The organism is Lutibacter sp., from assembly GCF_033723435.1.
Taxonomy (GTDB): Bacteria; Bacteroidota; Bacteroidia; order Flavobacteriales; family Flavobacteriaceae; genus Lutibacter.
In genome coordinates, this window is record NZ_JAWVXC010000001.1 from 511,266 (window position 1) to 531,215 (window position 19,950).

General features: G+C 27.8%; 17 protein-coding genes. 2 read left to right on the forward strand and 15 right to left on the reverse strand.

Annotation, left to right across the window (positions count from 1 at the left end):
• The first annotated feature begins 27 nt into the window (after positions 1–27).
• Together lpdA and R3342_RS02365 are read left to right on the forward strand one after the other, a co-directional pair.
• On the forward strand, positions 28–1,416 hold the full coding sequence (gene lpdA / locus R3342_RS02360; RefSeq protein ID WP_318938060.1) for a dihydrolipoyl dehydrogenase: 1,389 nt from the start codon (positions 28–30) through the stop codon (positions 1,414–1,416).
• Positions 1,417–1,473: 57 nt separating this feature from the next.
• Complete coding sequence (locus tag R3342_RS02365) at positions 1,474–1,911, forward strand: hypothetical protein (RefSeq protein ID WP_318938061.1); 438 nt, start codon at positions 1,474–1,476, stop codon at positions 1,909–1,911.
• A 22-nt stretch (positions 1,912–1,933) separates the two neighbouring features.
• Here R3342_RS02365 and R3342_RS02370 read toward each other — a convergent pair whose 3' ends face one another.
• The 15 genes from R3342_RS02370 to R3342_RS02440 form a co-directional block, all read right to left on the reverse strand.
• Positions 1,934–4,948, reverse strand: a complete 3,015-nt coding sequence (locus tag R3342_RS02370) for an efflux RND transporter permease subunit (RefSeq protein WP_318938062.1) — start codon at positions 4,946–4,948, stop codon at positions 1,934–1,936.
• Positions 4,949–4,950: 2 nt separating this feature from the next.
• The gene (locus R3342_RS02375; protein ID WP_318938063.1) at positions 4,951–5,856 is read right to left on the reverse strand and encodes an efflux RND transporter periplasmic adaptor subunit; all 906 of its coding nucleotides are present in this window, start codon (positions 5,854–5,856) and stop codon (positions 4,951–4,953) included.
• Positions 5,857–5,864: 8 nt separating this feature from the next.
• Positions 5,865–7,151, reverse strand: coding sequence for a TolC family protein (locus tag R3342_RS02380; protein ID WP_318938064.1), 1,287 nt, complete (start codon positions 7,149–7,151; stop codon positions 5,865–5,867).
• Positions 7,152–7,251: 100 nt separating this feature from the next.
• Positions 7,252–7,734 (reverse strand): PepSY-like domain-containing protein, encoded by a 483-nt coding sequence (locus tag R3342_RS02385; protein WP_318938065.1) that lies wholly within the window; start codon positions 7,732–7,734, stop codon positions 7,252–7,254.
• Positions 7,735–7,824: 90 nt separating this feature from the next.
• The gene (locus R3342_RS02390) at positions 7,825–8,481 is read right to left on the reverse strand and encodes a hypothetical protein (protein ID WP_318938066.1); all 657 of its coding nucleotides are present in this window, start codon (positions 8,479–8,481) and stop codon (positions 7,825–7,827) included.
• Positions 8,482–8,554: 73 nt separating this feature from the next.
• A complete protein-coding gene (locus R3342_RS02395) occupies positions 8,555–9,733 on the reverse strand; it encodes an acyloxyacyl hydrolase (RefSeq protein WP_318938067.1) in 1,179 nt (392 codons plus the stop codon).
• A gap of 2 nt (positions 9,734–9,735) precedes the next feature.
• Complete coding sequence (locus R3342_RS02400) at positions 9,736–10,938, reverse strand: glycosyltransferase family 4 protein (protein WP_318938068.1); 1,203 nt, start codon at positions 10,936–10,938, stop codon at positions 9,736–9,738.
• 55 nt (positions 10,939–10,993) lie between these two features.
• A complete protein-coding gene (locus R3342_RS02405) occupies positions 10,994–11,722 on the reverse strand; it encodes an outer membrane beta-barrel protein (RefSeq protein WP_318938069.1) in 729 nt (242 codons plus the stop codon).
• Positions 11,723–11,737: 15 nt separating this feature from the next.
• Positions 11,738–12,496, reverse strand: coding sequence for a phosphatase PAP2 family protein (locus R3342_RS02410; protein ID WP_318938070.1), 759 nt, complete (start codon positions 12,494–12,496; stop codon positions 11,738–11,740).
• A 54-nt stretch (positions 12,497–12,550) separates the two neighbouring features.
• Positions 12,551–13,816, reverse strand: coding sequence for a HAMP domain-containing sensor histidine kinase (locus R3342_RS02415; protein WP_318938071.1), 1,266 nt, complete (start codon positions 13,814–13,816; stop codon positions 12,551–12,553).
• Positions 13,809–14,486 carry a response regulator transcription factor gene (locus R3342_RS02420; protein WP_318938072.1) on the reverse strand — a complete coding sequence of 226 codons (678 nt, stop codon included), beginning with the start codon at positions 14,484–14,486 and terminating at the stop codon, positions 13,809–13,811. The genes R3342_RS02415 and R3342_RS02420 overlap by 8 nt, the downstream gene beginning before the upstream one ends.
• Positions 14,487–14,534: 48 nt before the next feature.
• Positions 14,535–16,130 (reverse strand): bacillithiol biosynthesis cysteine-adding enzyme BshC, encoded by a 1,596-nt coding sequence (gene bshC, locus R3342_RS02425; RefSeq protein ID WP_318938073.1) that lies wholly within the window; start codon positions 16,128–16,130, stop codon positions 14,535–14,537.
• Between the two features lie 6 nt (positions 16,131–16,136).
• Positions 16,137–16,796 (reverse strand): methyltransferase domain-containing protein, encoded by a 660-nt coding sequence (locus tag R3342_RS02430; protein ID WP_318938074.1) that lies wholly within the window; start codon positions 16,794–16,796, stop codon positions 16,137–16,139.
• A gap of 101 nt (positions 16,797–16,897) precedes the next feature.
• Positions 16,898–18,214, reverse strand: a complete 1,317-nt coding sequence (gene rimO, locus R3342_RS02435) for a 30S ribosomal protein S12 methylthiotransferase RimO (protein ID WP_318938075.1) — start codon at positions 18,212–18,214, stop codon at positions 16,898–16,900.
• Positions 18,215–18,278: 64 nt separating this feature from the next.
• Positions 18,279–19,928 (reverse strand): amidase family protein, encoded by a 1,650-nt coding sequence (locus R3342_RS02440; RefSeq protein WP_318938076.1) that lies wholly within the window; start codon positions 19,926–19,928, stop codon positions 18,279–18,281.
• Positions 19,929–19,950: the final 22 nt, after the last annotated feature.

Genomic DNA, 19,950 nt, shown 5'->3' on the forward strand with positions numbered 1-19,950 from the left:
AGCTGTTAACTTAGAAAATTAAAACTTATGAAATACGACATACTAATTATAGGAAGTGGACCTGGAGGATATGTAACTGCTATTAGAGCATCGCAACTTGGCTTTAAAGTTGGAATTGTAGAAAGAGAAAACCTAGGTGGAATATGCTTAAACTGGGGATGTATACCAACCAAAGCATTATTAAAAAGTGCACAAGTATATGATTATTTAAAGCACGTAGACGCTTATGGTTTAAAAGCCGAAGCCATTGATAAAGATTTTGATGCCGTAATTAAAAGAAGTCGTGGTGTTGCCGAAGGAATGAGTAAAGGAGTTCAATTTTTAATGAAAAAAAATAAAATTGATGTAATTGAAGGTTTTGGAAAAATAAAAACAGGCAAAAAAGTAGCTGTAACTGACGAGAAAGGTGAGGTTACAGAATATGATGCTGACCATATTATTATTGCTACAGGAGCACGTTCACGCGAATTACCAAATTTACCACAAGATGGCAAAAAAGTAATTGGTTATAGACAAGCAATGACTTTACCTAAACAACCTGAAAAAATGATTGTAGTAGGTTCTGGTGCAATAGGTTCTGAGTTTGCTCACTTTTATAACGCTATGGGTACAGAAGTTACTATTGTTGAATTTTTACCTCATTTAGTGCCATTAGAAGATGAAGAAATTTCTAAACAATTTGAACGTTCCTTTAAAAAAGCAGGTGTTAAAGTAATGCTTAATTCTTCCGTAGAATCTGTAGATACATCTGGTAAAGGAGTTAAAGCAGTAGTAAAAACTAAAAAAGGAGAAGAAATTTTAGAAGCAGATATTGTGCTTTCAGCTGTTGGAATTAAATCGAATATAGAAAATATTGGTTTAGAAGATGTTGGTATTGTAACCGATAGAGATAAAATTTTAGTAAACGATTTTTATCAAACTAACATTCCTGGTTATTATGCTATTGGAGATGTTGTTCTTGGCCCAGCATTAGCACACGTTGCTTCTGCAGAAGGCATTACTTGTGTTGAAAAAATAGCTGGATTACCAACTCAACCTGTAGATTATGGAAATGTTCCTGGTTGTACGTATGCTACTCCAGAAATTGCAAGTGTTGGTTTAACAGAAGCTAAAGCAAAAGAACAAGGTTATGAGCTAAAAATTGGTAAATTTCCTTTCTCTGCATCTGGTAAAGCAAAAGCTGCTGGTACACCAGATGGTTTTGTTAAAGTTATTTTTGATGCAAAATATGGCGAATGGTTAGGTTGTCATATGATTGGTGCTGGTGTAACCGATATGATTGCTGAAGCTGTAGTAGCTAGAAAATTAGAAACTACAGGTCACGAAATTTTAAAAGCAATTCACCCTCATCCAACTATGAGTGAAGCTGTTATGGAAGCTGTGGCTGATGCTTACGATGAAGTAATACATTTATAAAAATTTATTCGCCAAACTAAAATTTTAGTTTGGCGATGTTTTCATATACCATAAACTATGTTTTCATTTTTCAAAAAAAAGCCTGTAAAAACTACTTCTGAAAAACTAAGTGATTATCCTGAAATTAAGTATAATGATGGGACTAAATTTGCGGAAAACGAATATAATACGGTTTATTTAGATATTGAAGAGTTAGGAGGTTTTCCTTTTGTTAAAACAGCAATTTTAGGTACTTTTTCTACTCGTATAAAAAAAGAAGGTTGTTCTTTAACCTTTTATTTTGAAAATGAAACATTAACTTTAAATTCCGAACACGAAGAGATTGAATCGGATGAATTAAAAAATACACCATTTAGTTTCACACAAATTGATTTTGAAGCAACTGAAAAGGAAATTGAAAAAATTCAACAACAAAAAATTATCAAAATAACTTTTCACTTTTTAAAAGAAGACATTTCTTTTAGTCCTGTTGTAATTAATATTCCAGAAGAGTAAATTAAGTCTTTCCCTTTCCTTATTAATATTTATCTATTTTAATAAACTTATAAATAAGCGTTGGCAGTACTATTAATATTAGTGGTAACGCAATTATAAACCCTCCAATAACTGCAATAGCTAGTGGTTGGTGCATTTGAGCTCCTGTGCCAATACCTAAAGCTAAAGGTGTTAACGCCACAATTGCAGATAATACAGTCATTAAACTTGGTCTTAAACGAGCAGAAACTGCAAGTATCATTGCTTTATTTGTTGAATTGTTTTTGGCTTCATCTAAAAATTTATGTACGGTAAAAATTGAATTTTCGCCTATAATACCTATAATCATAATTATTCCTGTATAGCTACCTACATTAAGCGGTGTTTTAGTTAAATATAATGCTATTATACTTCCAGAAATTCCTAAAGCACTAACTAATAGAACACTTAAAGATATCCTAAAGTTTTTAAACATAAATAATACCACTGTAAAAACAAGCAACCCTCCAATAATTAATATCATTAATAATTCATTAAATGATTTTTGTTGTTCTGCATAAGATCCTCCATATTCAATTTGATAAGATGATGGCAGGCTAATTTTAGATAGTGAATTTTTTATATCCTTCATAACACTTCCCAAATCTCTATTATTTAAACGTGCAGTTACTACTCCCATAGTCTGTAAATTCTCTCTATCAATTTCAGATACTCCAGATTCTATAGAAAATTCAGCAAAAGTAGACAATGGTAAATATGTTCCATTTGCAGTACTTATTTCCGCATGTTTTAACTTTTCTAATGGAGTTTTATAATTTTCAGGGTGTAATACTCGGATATTTGTTAATTGTTCTTTTTCTAAAATTGAGCCTGCTACAGTTCCTTTAATATACGTTTGGATTTGGCTTTGCAAAGCAACATCGGTAAGTCCATATTGTTTTAAAATAGCTTCTTTTGGATAAATTTTAAACATTGGACCTGCAATAATAATACCATCAAAAACGTCTGCTGTTCCTTTTACTTGATCAATTTTTGCAGCAATTAATTTTGATAATTCTTTTAATTTATTATGATCTGTACCAAATATTTTTATTTCAATTGGCTGTACACTACTCATTAAATCACCTAACATATCACCTATTACTTGACCATAATCAGTCGTTAATGCAGGAATTGAAGCTTCAACTCGTTTTCGGATATCGTCTGTTACCTGTTCCGTTGTTTTTTTCCGTTTCTTATTCAATTCAATTAAATAATCACCTCTATTTGGCTCAGTAATAAAAAAGCCCATTTGTGTGCCCGTTCTTCTAGAATAAGCCTTTACTTCTGGAATATTATCTAATATCTTATCTACTTCATTTAACATTCTATCGGTTTCTTCTAAAGAAGTTCCTGGTGGACTGCTATAATCTACAACAATTGACCCTTCATCCATTTTTGGCAAAAAGCCAGTTGCTAATTTCGGTAAGATTAATAAAATGCTTATTACTAACAATACACTTAAACCTAAGCTAATATAAGTTCGTTTTAGAAAAAAATTCACCCACTTACGTTCAACAAATACATGCTCTTTTTCTATACTATTTTTATTTTTAGAAAAAAGTATATAAATTACTGGAAGTCCCAACCAAGTAACTATAAATGAAACTACTAGTGTAAGAATCATTGTCTCCGTTAATACTTTAAAATAAGCCCCAGCAACTCCTGTCATTAACACAAATGGCAAGAAAATTACTATGGTACTTAATGAGGAACTAACCATTGCAGGAAATAAAAATTTAATGGCTTTACCCACTAATTCTTTAGGTGATTTATCTGGAAACTCCTCGTGGGTTCTATGAATTTGTTCTATAACAATAACTGCATCATCAATTATTAATCCAATAGCCGCAGCAATTGCGCCTATGGTCATAATATTTAAATCAAAACCAAGAGCTTCCATCGCAATAAAAGTTAACCCCAAAGTAATTGGGATAGTAATTAGCATTACACTGCTTGCTTTAAAAGATTTCAAGAAAAATATGACTACAACTATGGCTAAAACCAGTCCTATCCAAAGCACATCAATAATACTTTTTAAACTATCTCCTACAAAAGAAGCTTGGTTATAATATTGTTCAAGTTTAACTCCTTTTGGTAATATTTTGTTAAGCTCTGAAATTTTTTGGGTAACCAAATAGGCAACATTAATAAGGTTACTATTTGGTTGTTTTAATACGGCAATTAAAGGCACATTTTTACCATTCGCTTTAATTTTAATAAATTCGGTTTTTTCAGCTATTTGAACTTTTGCAATATCGCTAATAGTAATTTCTCTTTTAGCATCATTAAATATTACTAAATTTTCTAGCGCCTTTTTATTTTTAATGGTAGCATCTGTTACGGTTAAATAAAGACGCTTATAATCTACCACATAGCCGTTAGATTTTATAAATCCCGTTTGCTGTATGGCATCCATTATTTGTTGAGGGCTTAATTTTAAAAGACTGAGTTTTTTTTGATTTAAAACAATTTGATATTCCTTAGTTTTTCCACCAATTACCTCAACTGCAGCAACACCTTTAACTCTTGATAGATATGGCTTTACAATATATTCACCAATCATTTTGAGTTCTACCTGGTTTTTTACATCAGATTGTAATGAGTAACCCATAACTGGTAAAATGGATGGATTCATTTTTTCAACTGTTATTTGAACATTAGGAGGTAAGTCGTTTTTAATTTGTGCAATCCTAGATTCAATTCGTTGTTTATTTACATTTATGTCGGACCCCCAATCCATAAATGCTGAAATTTCACAGCTTCCCATACTAGTTACACTCCTAATCAATCTTAAATTTTCTACACGCTTTATTGCATTTTCTAATGGTTTTGTTACAGTGACCATCATTTTATCTACAGGTTGTTGTCCGTTGTCTACAATTATTTTTATTTTAGGAAACGTTACATTTGGAAAAAGAGAAGTGCTTAAATTTTTATAAGAAAAAGCTCCAAGTACTAAAACAAGTATTAAAATTACAGTTATCGGACTTTTATATTTTACAAATATTTTATCCATAACTAGTTAATTTTTACTTTAGTGCTATCTGGCAAACCGTAAGCCCCTTTTTTAATAATACTACTTTTTAAATCTAATTTAGGAGAAACTATTTCTACTTTACCATTATTTTCAAGCCCTTTTTGTATTATAGTTTTAATTGCTAATGAATCTTTATTTACTTCCATAATCCAAAATTCATTTTGCGTTTCATTAGTTAAAACAGCTTCTTTTGGTAAAGTAATTACCGCTGGTTTTTGCTTGCTTTGTAAATTTATAATTACATTTAAATTCTCTGGTAATTCTGTAGGTTTTGTTAATTTAAAATATACTTGTTGTGTTTGCGAAATAGGATCAATTGTTGGTATAGCTTTATAAAATTTTGCTAGTATCGTTTCCTTATTTGGTAAAATAATTTCTATATTTTTATTTATTTTGAGTAAATTATAATATTGAAAAGGTGTATTTACTTGAATTGCTAAATCATTACTTTTTACTATAGTAGCTAAAGAATCTCCTTGATTTACAAAGACGCCTGAATCGGTAATGTTTATTAAATTTATGGAACCCGATATTGTTGCATGTATAGGTATTATTCCAAAGTTTTTATCCAATTTTAATTCTGATTCTTGCAGAGCTTTGCTTTCTTTAGTCTGTATTTTAAATAAAATACTTCCTTTATTTACCCAATTGCCTAGTTTTGCATTCACAAGAGTCACATATCCTGAAATTGGAGCTTTAATGTTTGTTTTATTTAAATAAACTACTTGACCGTTGATTTGAACATTATCATGTATTTTTTCTAATGTTGGATGCACTACATTTACTATTGGAGCAGGCAAATTATTTATAATCTTAGAAGACTTCTTTTTGCAAGATTGCCCTAAACACAGCACTAATATTAAAACGATGTAAATTCTATTTTTCATATATTTTTTCAATTGTTCCAATAATTATAGGAGTTAATTAAAATTTGTTTAAGCATTAAAGTATTTGTTTTTTCTTGTTTTTTTGCAGCAATATCATTTATAACTGTTTTTAATTCTAAAACTGAAATTAGACTTTTATTAATTTCAATTTTGTATAAATCAAGTAAATCGTTGTATTTTTTTATTTGATTATCTATTAGTAATAATTGATTATTAACACTTTCTATCTCACTTAAAATATTATTTTTTCTGATGGTATTTTGATTCTCAAAATAGTTTTTATCAATTATAATATTATCTAACAGAATTTTGTTTTGTTTTCTTTTAAGCTGTTTTTGTCTTCCATCAAATAAATTCCAATTTAAGGAAAGACCTACACTAAACCCTAATCTATCTAAAGATGGTGTATACGTTGCATTTAAACCTGCATCGCTAAAAGCACTTACTTGTGGTTTATATTTTAATTCTGAAATTTTTTGTTCAGCATTTATAGATAAACTATCCAGAACATATTTTTTTAAAAAAATAGAAGTTTTTTTAGAGATCAAATTTAATGACAATTGAAGATCGGCTAGTGTAAATATTTTAGTGTCATTAATTCCAGACAACAACTTTAAGGCATTAAAATTAGTAAGATAATCTGTAGTTGAACGGTTATACGCAATTTGCCAATTCAGTAATTCTATTTCAAGTAATTTTAAATCCGAATATTTATAAACACCTGATTTTACTAAAAATTTCATTCGTTCAAGTTGTGTTTTAATCACTTGAATTATTTTCTGATTATTTGCCTGTTTTTTTTGTGCTTGTAAACACAAAATATATTGATGTGTTACCAACTGTTTTAAGTCGGCTTTTGTTAAAGCTATCTTATTTTCATTTTTTGATTTGGTAAGCAAAACATTGTTTTTTTGTACGCTATACTGTTTAGCCGTAAATAGTGGTTGAGTAATGGAAGTAATTGCTTGATATTGTCCGCCATTACTAGCTCCTAAATCGTAGCCTATATAATTAGTACTTCCTGAAGAAGTTAATTGAAATTTATTCGTAGTTCCATCTTTTGAAATTATTGGAGCAAATAAAATACTACTATTTAAACTAATTTTTGGTGATTTATATATAGCATTAAACTGCTTTAAATCTATATCAATTATCTTATTGTTATTAATTTGTTTTTTTAATAATGGACTATTAGCTAAAGCTTTAGTTATAAAATAATTTAGATTTTGTGTTTGAGCATTTAAAGAAAAAATAAAACCTAAAACACCAATAATTATTAATATATATTTTTTCATATAATTTTATTTACTACTAATTTAAAAATATTTTTATATGTTACGATTAAACAAAAAAAGCCGAATTAACAATTCGACTTCTTAAAATTACTATTTACTATTAATCGTTATCTTCATTATCCGCATCTCTATCTTCATCATTATTTTTTTTCACTTCCTTTTTAATTACTTTTCCCTCTGGAGAAATAGCAACTTCCAAATTTTTAATATCATTTTCTAAAGCAAATTCATATACAACTCCTTTTGCTGTTTCAGACACTTCAGATTCATCTATATCAAACTCTTTAAACTCATTATCTAAAGTGCTTTTAACAGCATCTGGTAATTTAGATTTGGAAATTTCATGTTCTGTTTCTTTCCAAATACCCTCTGAAGTATAATTAGCAGAATATTCTTCCCCGTTTAGTTTAAATTCTACTTCCCATTCTGTAGCATTTTCTTTATCCCAAGCAGTTTTTTTAGCATTTGGAAATTTTTGATAAAATGCTGCTTTTACTTTTGCAGGTACTTTTATTGAAGTTTGTGCACAAGCTTGTGTAAATATTAAGATTATTCCTGTAAATAAAAATGTTAATTTTTTCATTTTAATTAATTTTAGATTACTACTATTTTAAACAAAGGTGCAACTCAATTTAGAATTTATTTTGAATTTTTGGTTAATATAAAACTTAATTTATATGCTTTTTTCTAACACATCTACTAAACTTAAATCCATAGAAGCTAAAATTTCTAACATTTTAATATCTTTATTTTTAGTACTTAAAAGAAGCCCTTGAAATAATGAATTGAAGGAAGCTTTTAAATTTGAGTCTTTAACATTAACGCTAAGTCCTTTCCATTTCTTTTTAACATCTAGTATTGTGCTTTTTAATTTTTCCCAATCTATTTTATCCTGTTGTAAAAGTGCTAGGGTTTCAAACCCCAAATAATCCATATGTTCAATTTGTATTTGATTTTTTATTTTATAACTATTTATATAATTGGTAACATTAAATTCAAAAATATCTGTAGCAACTAATGCTATTTGTTTATAATTCTTTTGCTTTACAGCTTCATTAAGTTTTTTAATTTTAGGATTTAGCATTTCTAGTCTTCCACTCAAAATGTATTTTTTAAAAATTAATTGTTTTTTTAATTCTTCAACTTTATTTAGTGATTTTAATACACCATTATAATTATCATCTAAAGCATATTCTGTCATATCTTCAAATGGTGATAAAATTTTATCCAACTCATTATATGGATTAGAATTTGATTTTACACTGGTTTGTGCTGAAGTTTGGAACAATATCATTATTGCTCCGATAGTTAAAATTGTTATTTTTTTCATGTCTTATTATTATTTACACAAATTTGCAACCTAATTTAGAAGAAATTCTGAACTGTTATTTTCCATTAAGTAGTTATTTTTCCCTCCATTTAATTCTATATCCTATGTTCCATTCAATAAAATCGGAAACATGAAAACTATAATCCCGTAATGTTATTCCAGCAAATAAATTATTAGAAAAATGATATTTTATACCAATTTTTTGATAAAAAACAGGTGTTTTATTTTTAATTTTTTTACGGAAAAGATAAAATGCAGGTTGCACAATTAAAGATACTTTATTAATAATTAGTTCATACGAAGGAAATATACTAATCTGAATTTTATTGCTAAACGCACTTTCAACTGGCTCAAGCTGATTGTTTTCAATTGCCACTTGAGCATCTAAAGTTCCATTATATGAAAAAGACATACCAATCCCAAATTTTGATTTATAACTTACTTGTTTATTAAATACTGTAGAAACACCAAATACAGGAAAGTTTAATCCTTCATATTTTTCAATAATATCAATATTTGCGTTATCAAAAATTACGTTTTTAATACCTCCAAAAGCTGAAATTAACCATTCTTTTTCACCAATATAGCTACTTAGATTATTTTTTATAAAAAAAGGACGATCCTTTAGATTGTATTTAAAACTAATTTTAGGACCTAAGTTATTTATTCCTTTATTTGGCTTTTTTAAAGCTCCATTAGAAAAATGTGTAAAAGAAAAACCTGCAGCAATATCCATTTTTTTGTTTAAACGATATTCTAAGTTTAAACCTGCGTCTATAAAAAATGACTGCCCTGCACCAATTGCTATATTATATTGATTGGTTATTGGATTAAAAGATTTCCAATTAAATGTAGCCCCAAACCCAAGTTCATAGTTAAAAGTTAGCTTACTCCATCTTTTAAAGGGTGCATTAAAAAAACCGTATAATGCAATTGGAGTTCCTATTTCTTCTGGATTATGAAAATCGGCTAAATATATTCCAACACCATAGCTCGGATATTTAAACAATTGTTCCCATTTATTAATACCTGTAGTTTGCTTAGAAAATTTTAAAGTAAATGCTTGAAATGCATTTATTCTATTATTTTCTCCATTAATACCTTTAATAAAATCGTTAGTAGCAAAAACATAGCCATTTTGATAGCCTATTTGAATTTTAAAATTATTAAGAATACGGGGTTCTAACTTTTTATTTGTTTGAGAAAAAACAATAAAAGGAATTACATATAAAATTGCTAGAAAAGTCCTCATTTTTAATTAATCCATAACCTTTTAGAAACTTGTTTTTTACTAATTTTTGTATTTTTTTCAGCTGTAAACAAAAGAATTTCTCTCATTTTTACTCCCCAAACTTTCCAATTTAATTCCTTCTCAAACTTTTTTCGTGAACTTATAGCTATACTATTTAATATTAATCGATAATCTAAAAGAGATTGAATTTTAATTGCATAATCATTTGGGGTTGATTTAAATGGTAAAGCATATCCATTAACTCCGTTTTTAATAATTGCATTTACGCCTCCAGTATTTGTTGTTATTACAGGAATCCCAAATGCATTTGCTTCACAAAACACTATTGGAGTACAATCGGCACGTGTAGGTACAAATAGTAAATGGGTTTTGTATAATATATTCAAGAATTCACCATGGTCTTTTTTGTTATTTTTATCTAAAAAAGGGATTACTTTTATATTAGGTTTGTTCATTAATTTTGGAGGAATACATCCGCAAATGGTTAAAGTTAAATCATATCCTTTATTAACTAAAATATCAAATGTTTTTAAAACAATGTCACCTCCTTTTCGTTTCCAATTAACCCCTATAAAAAGTAAATTAATAGTGTTCCTAAAGTCTTTCTCTAAAAATATGTTTTGAGGTATAAAGTCAATATTTGCACCAAAATTTACGGTAAAAACATTTTCTTTTACCGCTTTGTAATTGTTTATTACATATTTGGCTGCCCAGTTGGAAGAGTATACTTGTGTAAATGAATTATTTATTGCTAGTTGCTCAATTAAATTTGCTTCCTTATAAGAAAAGCGAGATATATTAGAAAAACTACTGTAATAGTTAGTGATTTGTCCAAAGGAAGTATCTGACAAATAGCATATTGGAATTGTATTTTTTAAATAGGCAATCTCTACTGAGCCAGCAGGAGCAAAAAGAACATCAATATTTTTATTTTTAAGTATTCTATTAATTTTATAGGCATAATATTTACTTAATAATTTACTATGATTTTTTTTAAATTTTTTAAAAAATAAAAGAAAGTGAGTTAATGTATATACTAACAGTGTTGCTTTTAAAAGTATTGGCTTTTTTATTGGACCTAATGCGTAAACTTCCTCAAATTCATTTTTAAGAGATTCAAACATTTTATAATGTGTACCAGACCAACTTTTTTTGTCCATTGGATTACTTGCTGTTACATAACCAATTTTTATTTTTTTAGTCATTATTAAAAATTAAGTTTATCCAAGTTATAATTTGTACATCTGGTAAGATTAAGGTTTAAAAAATATCCCATTGAATACCTATTTGTATAGTGTGGTACTTTGTATCTAAATGAGGTCCGAACCTAAATAAAGTCCAATGTCCGGAAGTATCAATAACTGTAGTTCCTACAGGGGCACTTGCATTATCTGCATCATGCGTTAAAATATATTTTGCTTCTACTAAGCCTCTTAATTTTTTTGTAATTGGAATGGTAATACCACAAGTTGCTTGCAAACCTGATTTAATATCGGCTTGTTTTCCGTGGTTTATTTCAGTTTTTACTACGCCATACCCCAAACCAAAATAACTATAGCTTTTATGATTGAATGAATTTTCCTTAGTCTTTTTAAAAGGAAATCTGGTTCTCATCAGCCCCATAATAAAAACACCACCTCTAGATTCTTCAGTTGTATTAAACTCTGGTAATTGATTTATTAAATACCTTTTTGCCGTACTATTATGTTCCCATTTTAAATATTCTAAACGCAAACCTAATTTATGCTGCCAATAGGTTAAATGTAAATTTCTCATAGCAGAAATATTACTAAAAACATAGGTTGTTTTTAAATACTCTGTTAAGTTTCCATTAGTGTCATACTGTTTAAATTTAAGATCTTGTCTTCCTGGAATTTGAATCCCATATGAACCTCCGATTGAAAATTGGCTAAAAGCAGTTTGAATGGTTAATATGGTGGCAGAAAGAATTAAAAATGTGGTAATTAATACTTTTTTATTCGTATTCATTTAAATAAAATTTAATTAAAATGTAATTTGTGTAAATACTCCAAAATGTTTATTATCTATAAAAGGAGCTATAGCTACTCCTTTAGTTTTTTTAAATGGATTAAAGTTTTTTAACGGCTTAAAATAATAGACTAGTTGTGTAACTACAATTCCAATTCCTGCACCAACTAAAACATCAGACATCCAATGTTTATTATTTAGCATTCTAAACGTGGCAGTTGTAGCTGCAAAAGCATAACCACTATACGCTAAAAACGGAGAGGTATCCTTGAACTCATTATATAAAACCGTTGCATTTGTAAATGCAAAAGTTGTATGACCTGAAGGGAATGAATGCAGAGAACCGTTTGGTCTTGTTTTATTTGTAATTCTTTTTAAACTGTGCGTTATTGATGCAGAAATAAAATTAGAGATGAACAAATATTTTGTTTGATCAAACCAATGGTTTTTGGCTTTAATTTTAAAAGCATCTGCTACATACATTTCTGCTATTGGCATAAATTGTACATAATTATCTATCTTAAATTCATAAGTATTTCCTACTTTATTTCGTAAATCTATTTGAAATTTCTTTTCAAAATGGGTATTATTAATAAGAACTCCTATTCCAATTAATGTTACTGGAAGAATGGTTTTTTTAATTGTAAAAAACTTATTTGAGGAGTGCTTTGACCTTTTAATTGAATCTAAAGTTTTACCATTTGAAATTTGCCCATAAATAGCAGATAAACTTAGAAGTAACAAAATTAGGAGTAGATAAAATTGTTTTAGCATTTTAGGTTATTTAAAAACCCAAAGATGTTAATCAATTTAGAAGAAATTTTGAATTTAGAATGTTACCGAAAAAGAATGTAATTTATTGGAATAATTATAAGATATATCCCAGTTATTTATGGTGGCAATTTTCTTAGCAATTGCAAGCCCTAAACCATTACCTTGTTTAGAATTATCCGTTTTTGAAAATCTATAAAATATTTTTTCTTTAGATAGTGCTTTATCCATTCCCGTATTAGAAATAATTAATCTATTATTAGAAATAACCACTTTAATTTTACCATTTACGGAATTATGTCTAATAGAATTCATTAATAAATTATTTATTAAAATTTCAGTTAAAGAAATATTTGCTTCAACCCAAAAATCTTCAATTAGATTTATTTCAATTTTAATATTTTTTTGAGAAGCTTGTTCCTTAAAAAATGATAATTGTTTATTAATTAAATTAGAGATTGAAAATTGCTCTTTATCATAATTTTCACTATTATCAATTTTAGATAAAAGCAGCAGATTTTTATTTAACCTATCTAATCTTGCAATTGTGTCATCAATAGATGAAACCAATTCAGCTTGTTCTTCCGTTAAATCTTTATTTTGAATTAAAGTGTCAATTTTAGCTTTAAAAATTGCAATAGGAGTTTGAAGTTCGTGAGCTGCATTTTCAACAAATTCCTGTTGATTTTTATAAATGATACTATTTCTTTCTACCAATTTTTGAATACTATTGTTAAGGTTGTTAAATTCTTCAATATTAGTTTCAGATAGGTTTGGCAACTTGTTTTTATCAATTTCAAAGATTTCAATTTGATGCAATGTATCATAAAAAGGTTTCCACAAATGAAGGGTTATTTTTCTATTAATAATAAAAAACCCTAACAATAATAATAAGATAAGTATCACAAAAAATAAAGCAATACTCAACATTAAATCTTCGGATTCTACCATGTTAATTTTAGCGGTAAACGTATAAGGATTTCCTTCTATAAAAATAGGGGTATTAATTTCTCTATATACTTCTTCTTCTTGATCTATTTCGTCAAAATAAGTTGAAAAAAACAAAGTTTCTTTACGTAAATTAGATGCTGGTTTTATTTTAATATCCGTATTAAATTTATTCCATAAATCAATATCTGATTTTTTAAGATTTGAAATAGTATTTTGTTTAAATTGAAATTCACGAAGTTTTAAAGCTTCATCTGCATTATTTAAATAAATTTGTTTACTAATAAAATAAAATAAAGGGGAAATAATAATTAAAATTATTATGGCAGAAATGATGTATTTTTTTTGCGTTTTATGAAGTAATTTTTCAGTCATCTTGCCATTTGTATCCTAATCCGTAAACGGTTTTAATATATTCTTCACTTTTAGCAATTTTTAATTTTTTTTTCAAATTTTTAATATGTGCGTAAACAAAATCTAAATTATCTAACATGTCTGCCATATCACCAGATAAATGCTCTCCAATAGCATTTTTAGATAATAATCTATTTTTATTTCCTATTAAATACAATAATAAATCTATTTCTTTCTTAGTAAGGTCTATTTGCTTATCATGAACTTTTACAATTTTTGAAAGAATATCAATTTTTATTTCATTAAAAATAACAATATTATTTCCGTTAAAATTTTTTCTTCTAATTAAAGCTTGAATTCTCACTAATAACTCTGATAAATGAAAAGGTTTTGTAAGATAATCATCGGCTCCAATTTTAAAGCCTTCAATACGCGACTCTAGTGTATTTTTAGCAGAAATAATTATAATGCCATCTTTTTTATTCCGACTTTTAAGTTCTTTCAATATCTGAAAGCCATTTCCGTCAGGCAGCATTAAGTCTAATAAAATAGCATCATACTCATACAGTTCTATTTTTTCAATTGCCAAAGAAATAGTAGTTACCCATTCACAAACAAATCCACTAGCATCCAAATAATTTTGAATACTTTTTCCTAATTCTGGTTCGTCTTCTATAAGTAATAATTTCACTTTACAAGAATATCTTTAAATTTAGAATAAAATTAGAATTTACTAAAATTAATATTCCAGAACAGTAAATTGTAAATCTAACGGTTTTAAATGTTCTATTAATTTAGGAATTAAGTCATTTCCTACTAATATATAAATTTCAGAAAAATTACGAGTACGTTCTTCTAAACTTTGATTTGGAAATAATTCGTTTTGTATTAATTTAATTCTATCAACTATATCTGCGTATTTGCGTTTTTCAGCTTTTAGCAATCGCTTTTCTAAATTGTTAAGCCCTTTTAACTGCTTTTTTTCTTGAGCATTTACTGCTCCTAAAAAGGAATAATCTGTTTGTTTAGCAACTTCTTTTAACAACTCAAATTGTTGTTCTAAAAATTCTTTTTGAGTAGAAAAATCAATTTCAACTTTAGAAATCTCCTTTATTTTTTGGCTTACTAAAACATCTTGTTTTTTAAATAAATTGGAAATTGAAATACCCAACTTTTGTAATTTTTGCATTTGTTTACTTGAAATAAACAATGCTGAATTTCGTAATAAAAGTATTGGAAATGTGACGTTTACTTTTTCAAAATAATTTTTAAGCTGAAACCAATATGCCAGTTCTCCTCCACCTCCAATATAACATAAATTTGGCAAAATAGTTTCTTGATAAAGTCCTCGCATTAAAACATTTGGGCTAAATCGTTCTGGATAATTGTATAATTCTTCTAAAATTTCATCTTTAGTAAAAACTAAATCTGTTTGATTTATTTTGTAGCTATTTTCTTCAAAAACTATACGTTCTCGTATAGAATATTTTAAATAAAATAAATTTATTTCTCTTGGATTTACTTGAATTTTATAGGAATATTTTTTTAGTTGTTCATTGGTTTTTGTAACTTCTTTAAATGAAGTTTGATGCAATAATTCATCTTCAATTATTGGAATAAATTGTTTTTTTAATACATTATTATCTCCATCTATAATAACTAAACCATACTTTCCAAAAAGCTCGTTGACCAAAAATCTTGTTGCAGCTGCTAAATTTGTGTGGTTTAAATATGCTTTTTTAAATAACTCTTTTAAATATTCTTCGTTTTTTGAAGTTCCTAACAACTCTGAAAATTCTTGATAGACTTTATAAAAATTTGTTGTTTTCAATCTGCCAACTGCACCACTACTTTCTCTATCCCATTTAACCTTATTTTCCTTAAAATTAAAGTAATTAATTTCTTCAAAATCATGATCTTCTGTTGCCATCCAATAAACAGGCACAAAATTATAATTAGGATAGGCTTCTTTTAGTTGTTTAGCCAAGTTAATAGCAGATACAATTTTATATAAAAAATATAATGGGCCAGTAAAAATATTTAATTGATGTCCTGTGGTTATAGTAAACGTGTTATCCTCTCCTAAAAGTTTTATATTTCCCTGAGTAAGTTCACTTATATTTAGTTTTTTATATTGGCTATCTAATACTTTTACTAAAGTTTTTCTATTTTCCGATTTAAAAGACAATTGTTTAAGTTCCAGTTGTTTTTTAAATCCCTCTAAATCTGGAAAATTTCCATAAAAATTATTTAGTTCAGCAGTTTGCTTTAAATAATCTGTTACTATTTTAGAAAAATAGCCAGTATTTTTATACGAAATACCTTGAACTATCATAATTTATTATTCTTTTCTTTGAAATAAAGTGTATACAAATTCTCTTGGATTTCCTGAAGGTTGAAAATAAGTGTAATTAAATGTTTTTAGCAACTTAAACTCATCTCCTAAACGCTCTTGCAACATAGCTACATTATAATTAAACACAGGTAAACCACTACATTTTTTAGCGCCTTCTAAGTTAAATTCAGAAAGAATAACAAAACCACCTTTTTTAACTGCTGATTTTACCAAATTAAAATAGCTTTTTTGTTGATTTTCTGTAGTAAAAAAATGAAGCACTGCTCTATCATTCCACAAATCAACATTTTTTAGGTTAAGTAATTCTGTTGGATTGGTTAAATCATCTATAATAAAATTAACCTCTGCATTTTTTGGAATGGTTATATTTTTATTCAACTCTGTCAAAGCGACTGATGAAATATCGTTAACAACTATGTTTGTATATCCATGCTTTAATAAATCATTAATTAACGTGGTTGCACCAGCACCTGCATTAAATAACAATGCATCTTTTGGTAAGTTGCATTCTTCAATTAAATTAAAAGATTGAATTGATTTTTCTTCGTACCACCCCAAACTTGTTAATGGATTTTTTTGATATGCATTATTCCAATGAAGTTGATAATTAAAATCTTCTGATTGATTTTTAGTATTTTCATCCATTATTTTATAGTTGTAAATTGTTTAGCAATGTACAGTTTTTGATTGTTTTTCGAAAATACAGAAAAGGTTATTTTTACCCTTCAAAAAAACTTAAAATGATGTTAATCTTTTATCGGTTCTCCATATAAATCAAACTCAGTTGCAGAAGTAATTTTTATTTGCGCAAATTTACCTACTTGCACATAATGCTTCGCTGCATCAATTAACACTTCGTTATCTACATCTGGAGAATCAAATTCAGTTCTTCCAATAAAATAAGCACCATCCTTTCTATCCACAATACATTTGAAAGTTTTACCTACTTTTTCTTGATTTAAGTTATATGAAATTTGACTTTGCAAATCCATAATTTCATTAACGCGCTGTTGTTTTACTTCTTCAGGAACATCATCCTCTAAATTAGCAGCATGTGTATTTTCTTCATGAGAATAGGCAAACGCTCCTAAACGTTCAAAACGCATTTCCTGCACCCAATTTTTTAATTCCTGAAAAGCTTCTTCTGTTTCTCCTGGATAACCTACAATTAACGTAGTTCTAATTGCCATATCTGGTACAGATTTCCTGAATGCTGCAATTAAATTAGTTGTTTTTTCATGCGATGTCCCTCTTCGCATAGATTTTAAAACTTCATCATTAATATGTTGCAGTGGAATATCTAAATAATTACAAACTTTAGGTTCCTTATTAATTACTTCCAAAACGTCTAAAGGAAATCCAGTCGGGAAGGCATAATGCAAACGAATCCACTCAATACTGTCAATTTTTACCAATGCTCTTAATAAATCAGCTAAAGCCCTTTTTTTATAAATATCTAAACCGTAATAGGTTAAATCTTGAGCAATTAAAATGAGTTCTTTAATTCCTTTTTTAGCTAATTTAGTAGCTTCAGTTACCAAATCTTCAATTGGTGTAGAAACATGTTTTCCACGCATTAATGGTATTGCACAAAAAGAACAAGGACGATCACATCCTTCTGCAATTTTTAAGTAAGCATAATGTGTTGGTGTTGTTGTTAAACGTTCTCCTATTAATTCGTGCTTATAATCTGCATCTAAAACTTTTAATAAATTGGGTAAATCATGAGTGCCAAAATATTCGTCAACATTTGGAATTTCTTTTTGTAAATCTGGCTTATATCGTTCACTTAAACATCCTGTTACATAAACTTTATCTACTTCACCTTCTTCTTTTTTTGCAACGTAATGTAAAATAGTATTAATAGATTCTTCTTTAGCATCTCCAATAAATCCACAAGTATTAATTACTACAATATTACCTTCATCATTTTCATCTTCATGAACTACAATTTTTTGGTTTGCTTTTAATTGTCCCATCAATACCTCACTATCGTAAACATTTTTAGAACAACCTAAAGTTACTACGTTTATCTTATTTTCTTTCTTAGCTTTAGTTCTCATCTCTTATATTTGGAGCGCAAAAGTACTAATTTTCATTTTGATAGTTTACAATTACCTATATTCATTATTTATAATTTTCTGGTAACTTTCTAACTTTTGTGAGTTTTTCAAATGCGTAACCTAATTGTAGTAATTTTTGTTCTTGGAAAGGTTGAGATATAAATGTTAAACTAATTGGTTCTCCCGTCTTTTTGTACCCCATTGGAACAGTTAAACAAGGATATTTTGCAACAGCAGCATATCCGGCATAATAATTATTAATCGATAAAATTGCATCTAAATTGTATTCATCCATAGGAGTTTTAAAGTATTTTACACCATTAGCATGTAATTGCTCTTTTACAGTATTAAAAGTTTTTGTTGAAGTTGTGTCTAACACAATTCCATCAAATAGTTGTTGTCCATAAGGTGCTCTATTTAAACTATCTAACAGATTTATATTTATTACATCTTGAACTGATTTTATAGACACATTTTTATCTGCATAATTTTTAAGATAGTTTGGTAAATCGTTTTTCATGTCAATATTTAACAATGTTAAAAAACCATTTAATTCAACTTGTGGAGGATCAAACTCTACAATTTCAGCACCTGCATTCTTTAATTTATTAATTGTTACTTTATAAATCGAATCGTTTAATAATTGTTTTATAACTCCAAATCTTTTCCCTCTTAAAGTAGCTGAATTTAAACCTTCTAAATAATTAATTTGTTGATTATGCCCTTTCGTTGCACTATCTTTAACATCCTCACCAGTCATAGCTGCAAGAAAAATAGCATTATCTATTACATTTTTAGTCATTGGACCTGGTGTATCTAAAGTGCTTGAAATAGGAACAATTCCTGTTCTACTTAACAAACCTACCGTTGGTTTTAGCCCAACTACTGAGTTTTGACTTGAAGGTGATAAGATTGAACCTGAAGTTTCTGTACCAACGGCAACAACTGCATAATTTGCTGCAACATCAACACCACTTCCTGAACTTGAACCACCAGTTTCAAATATTTTTCGACCATAAGGATTTAAGGTTTGCCCGCCAATAGCGCTATATCCCACAGGGCAATCACTACAAAAATAATATGCCCATTCACTTAAATTTGCCTTTCCTAATATTAAAGCTCCGTGCTCTTTTAACTTTGTAACAATAAATGCATCCTCTGTATTTTTATTATCTTTTAAAGCATAAGCACCTGCTGTAGTTGGCATTTCTTTTGTGTCAATATTATCTTTTAAAAGAATTGGTAATCCGTATAATGTATTAATTATATTATCAGGTCTGTTTTTATCTTTTTCTTTTGCTTCAGCAATTATATTAGGGTTTAGCGCAATAATACTATGCAAAGCTAAATCGTTATTACTTTCAAACTTTCTAATTCTATATAAATAAAATAAAGCTATTTTTTCATACGTTAATTTACCTTCAGTTACTGATTTTTGTATGGAAGGGATATCTTGTTCAATAAGTAAAGGTTTCAACTTATTGTAATCTTCTTCTGAGAAATAAGCTAAATCGTTTTCAAATGGTTTAAAAACTTCATTCATATCTAAATATTTAGATTGAATGAGTTTAAAACGCATTCTATTTATTTTGTGATTTTGTTGTGCTTCAATTTCTGAAGTTTCATTATATTTTTTGAAAACTACTGGTAATTCTTTCTTTTTACAAGAAGTTACTAATACTACAAATACAATTAAAAATAAGATTTTTTTCATCGGAAGAATATTTTATTAAAGA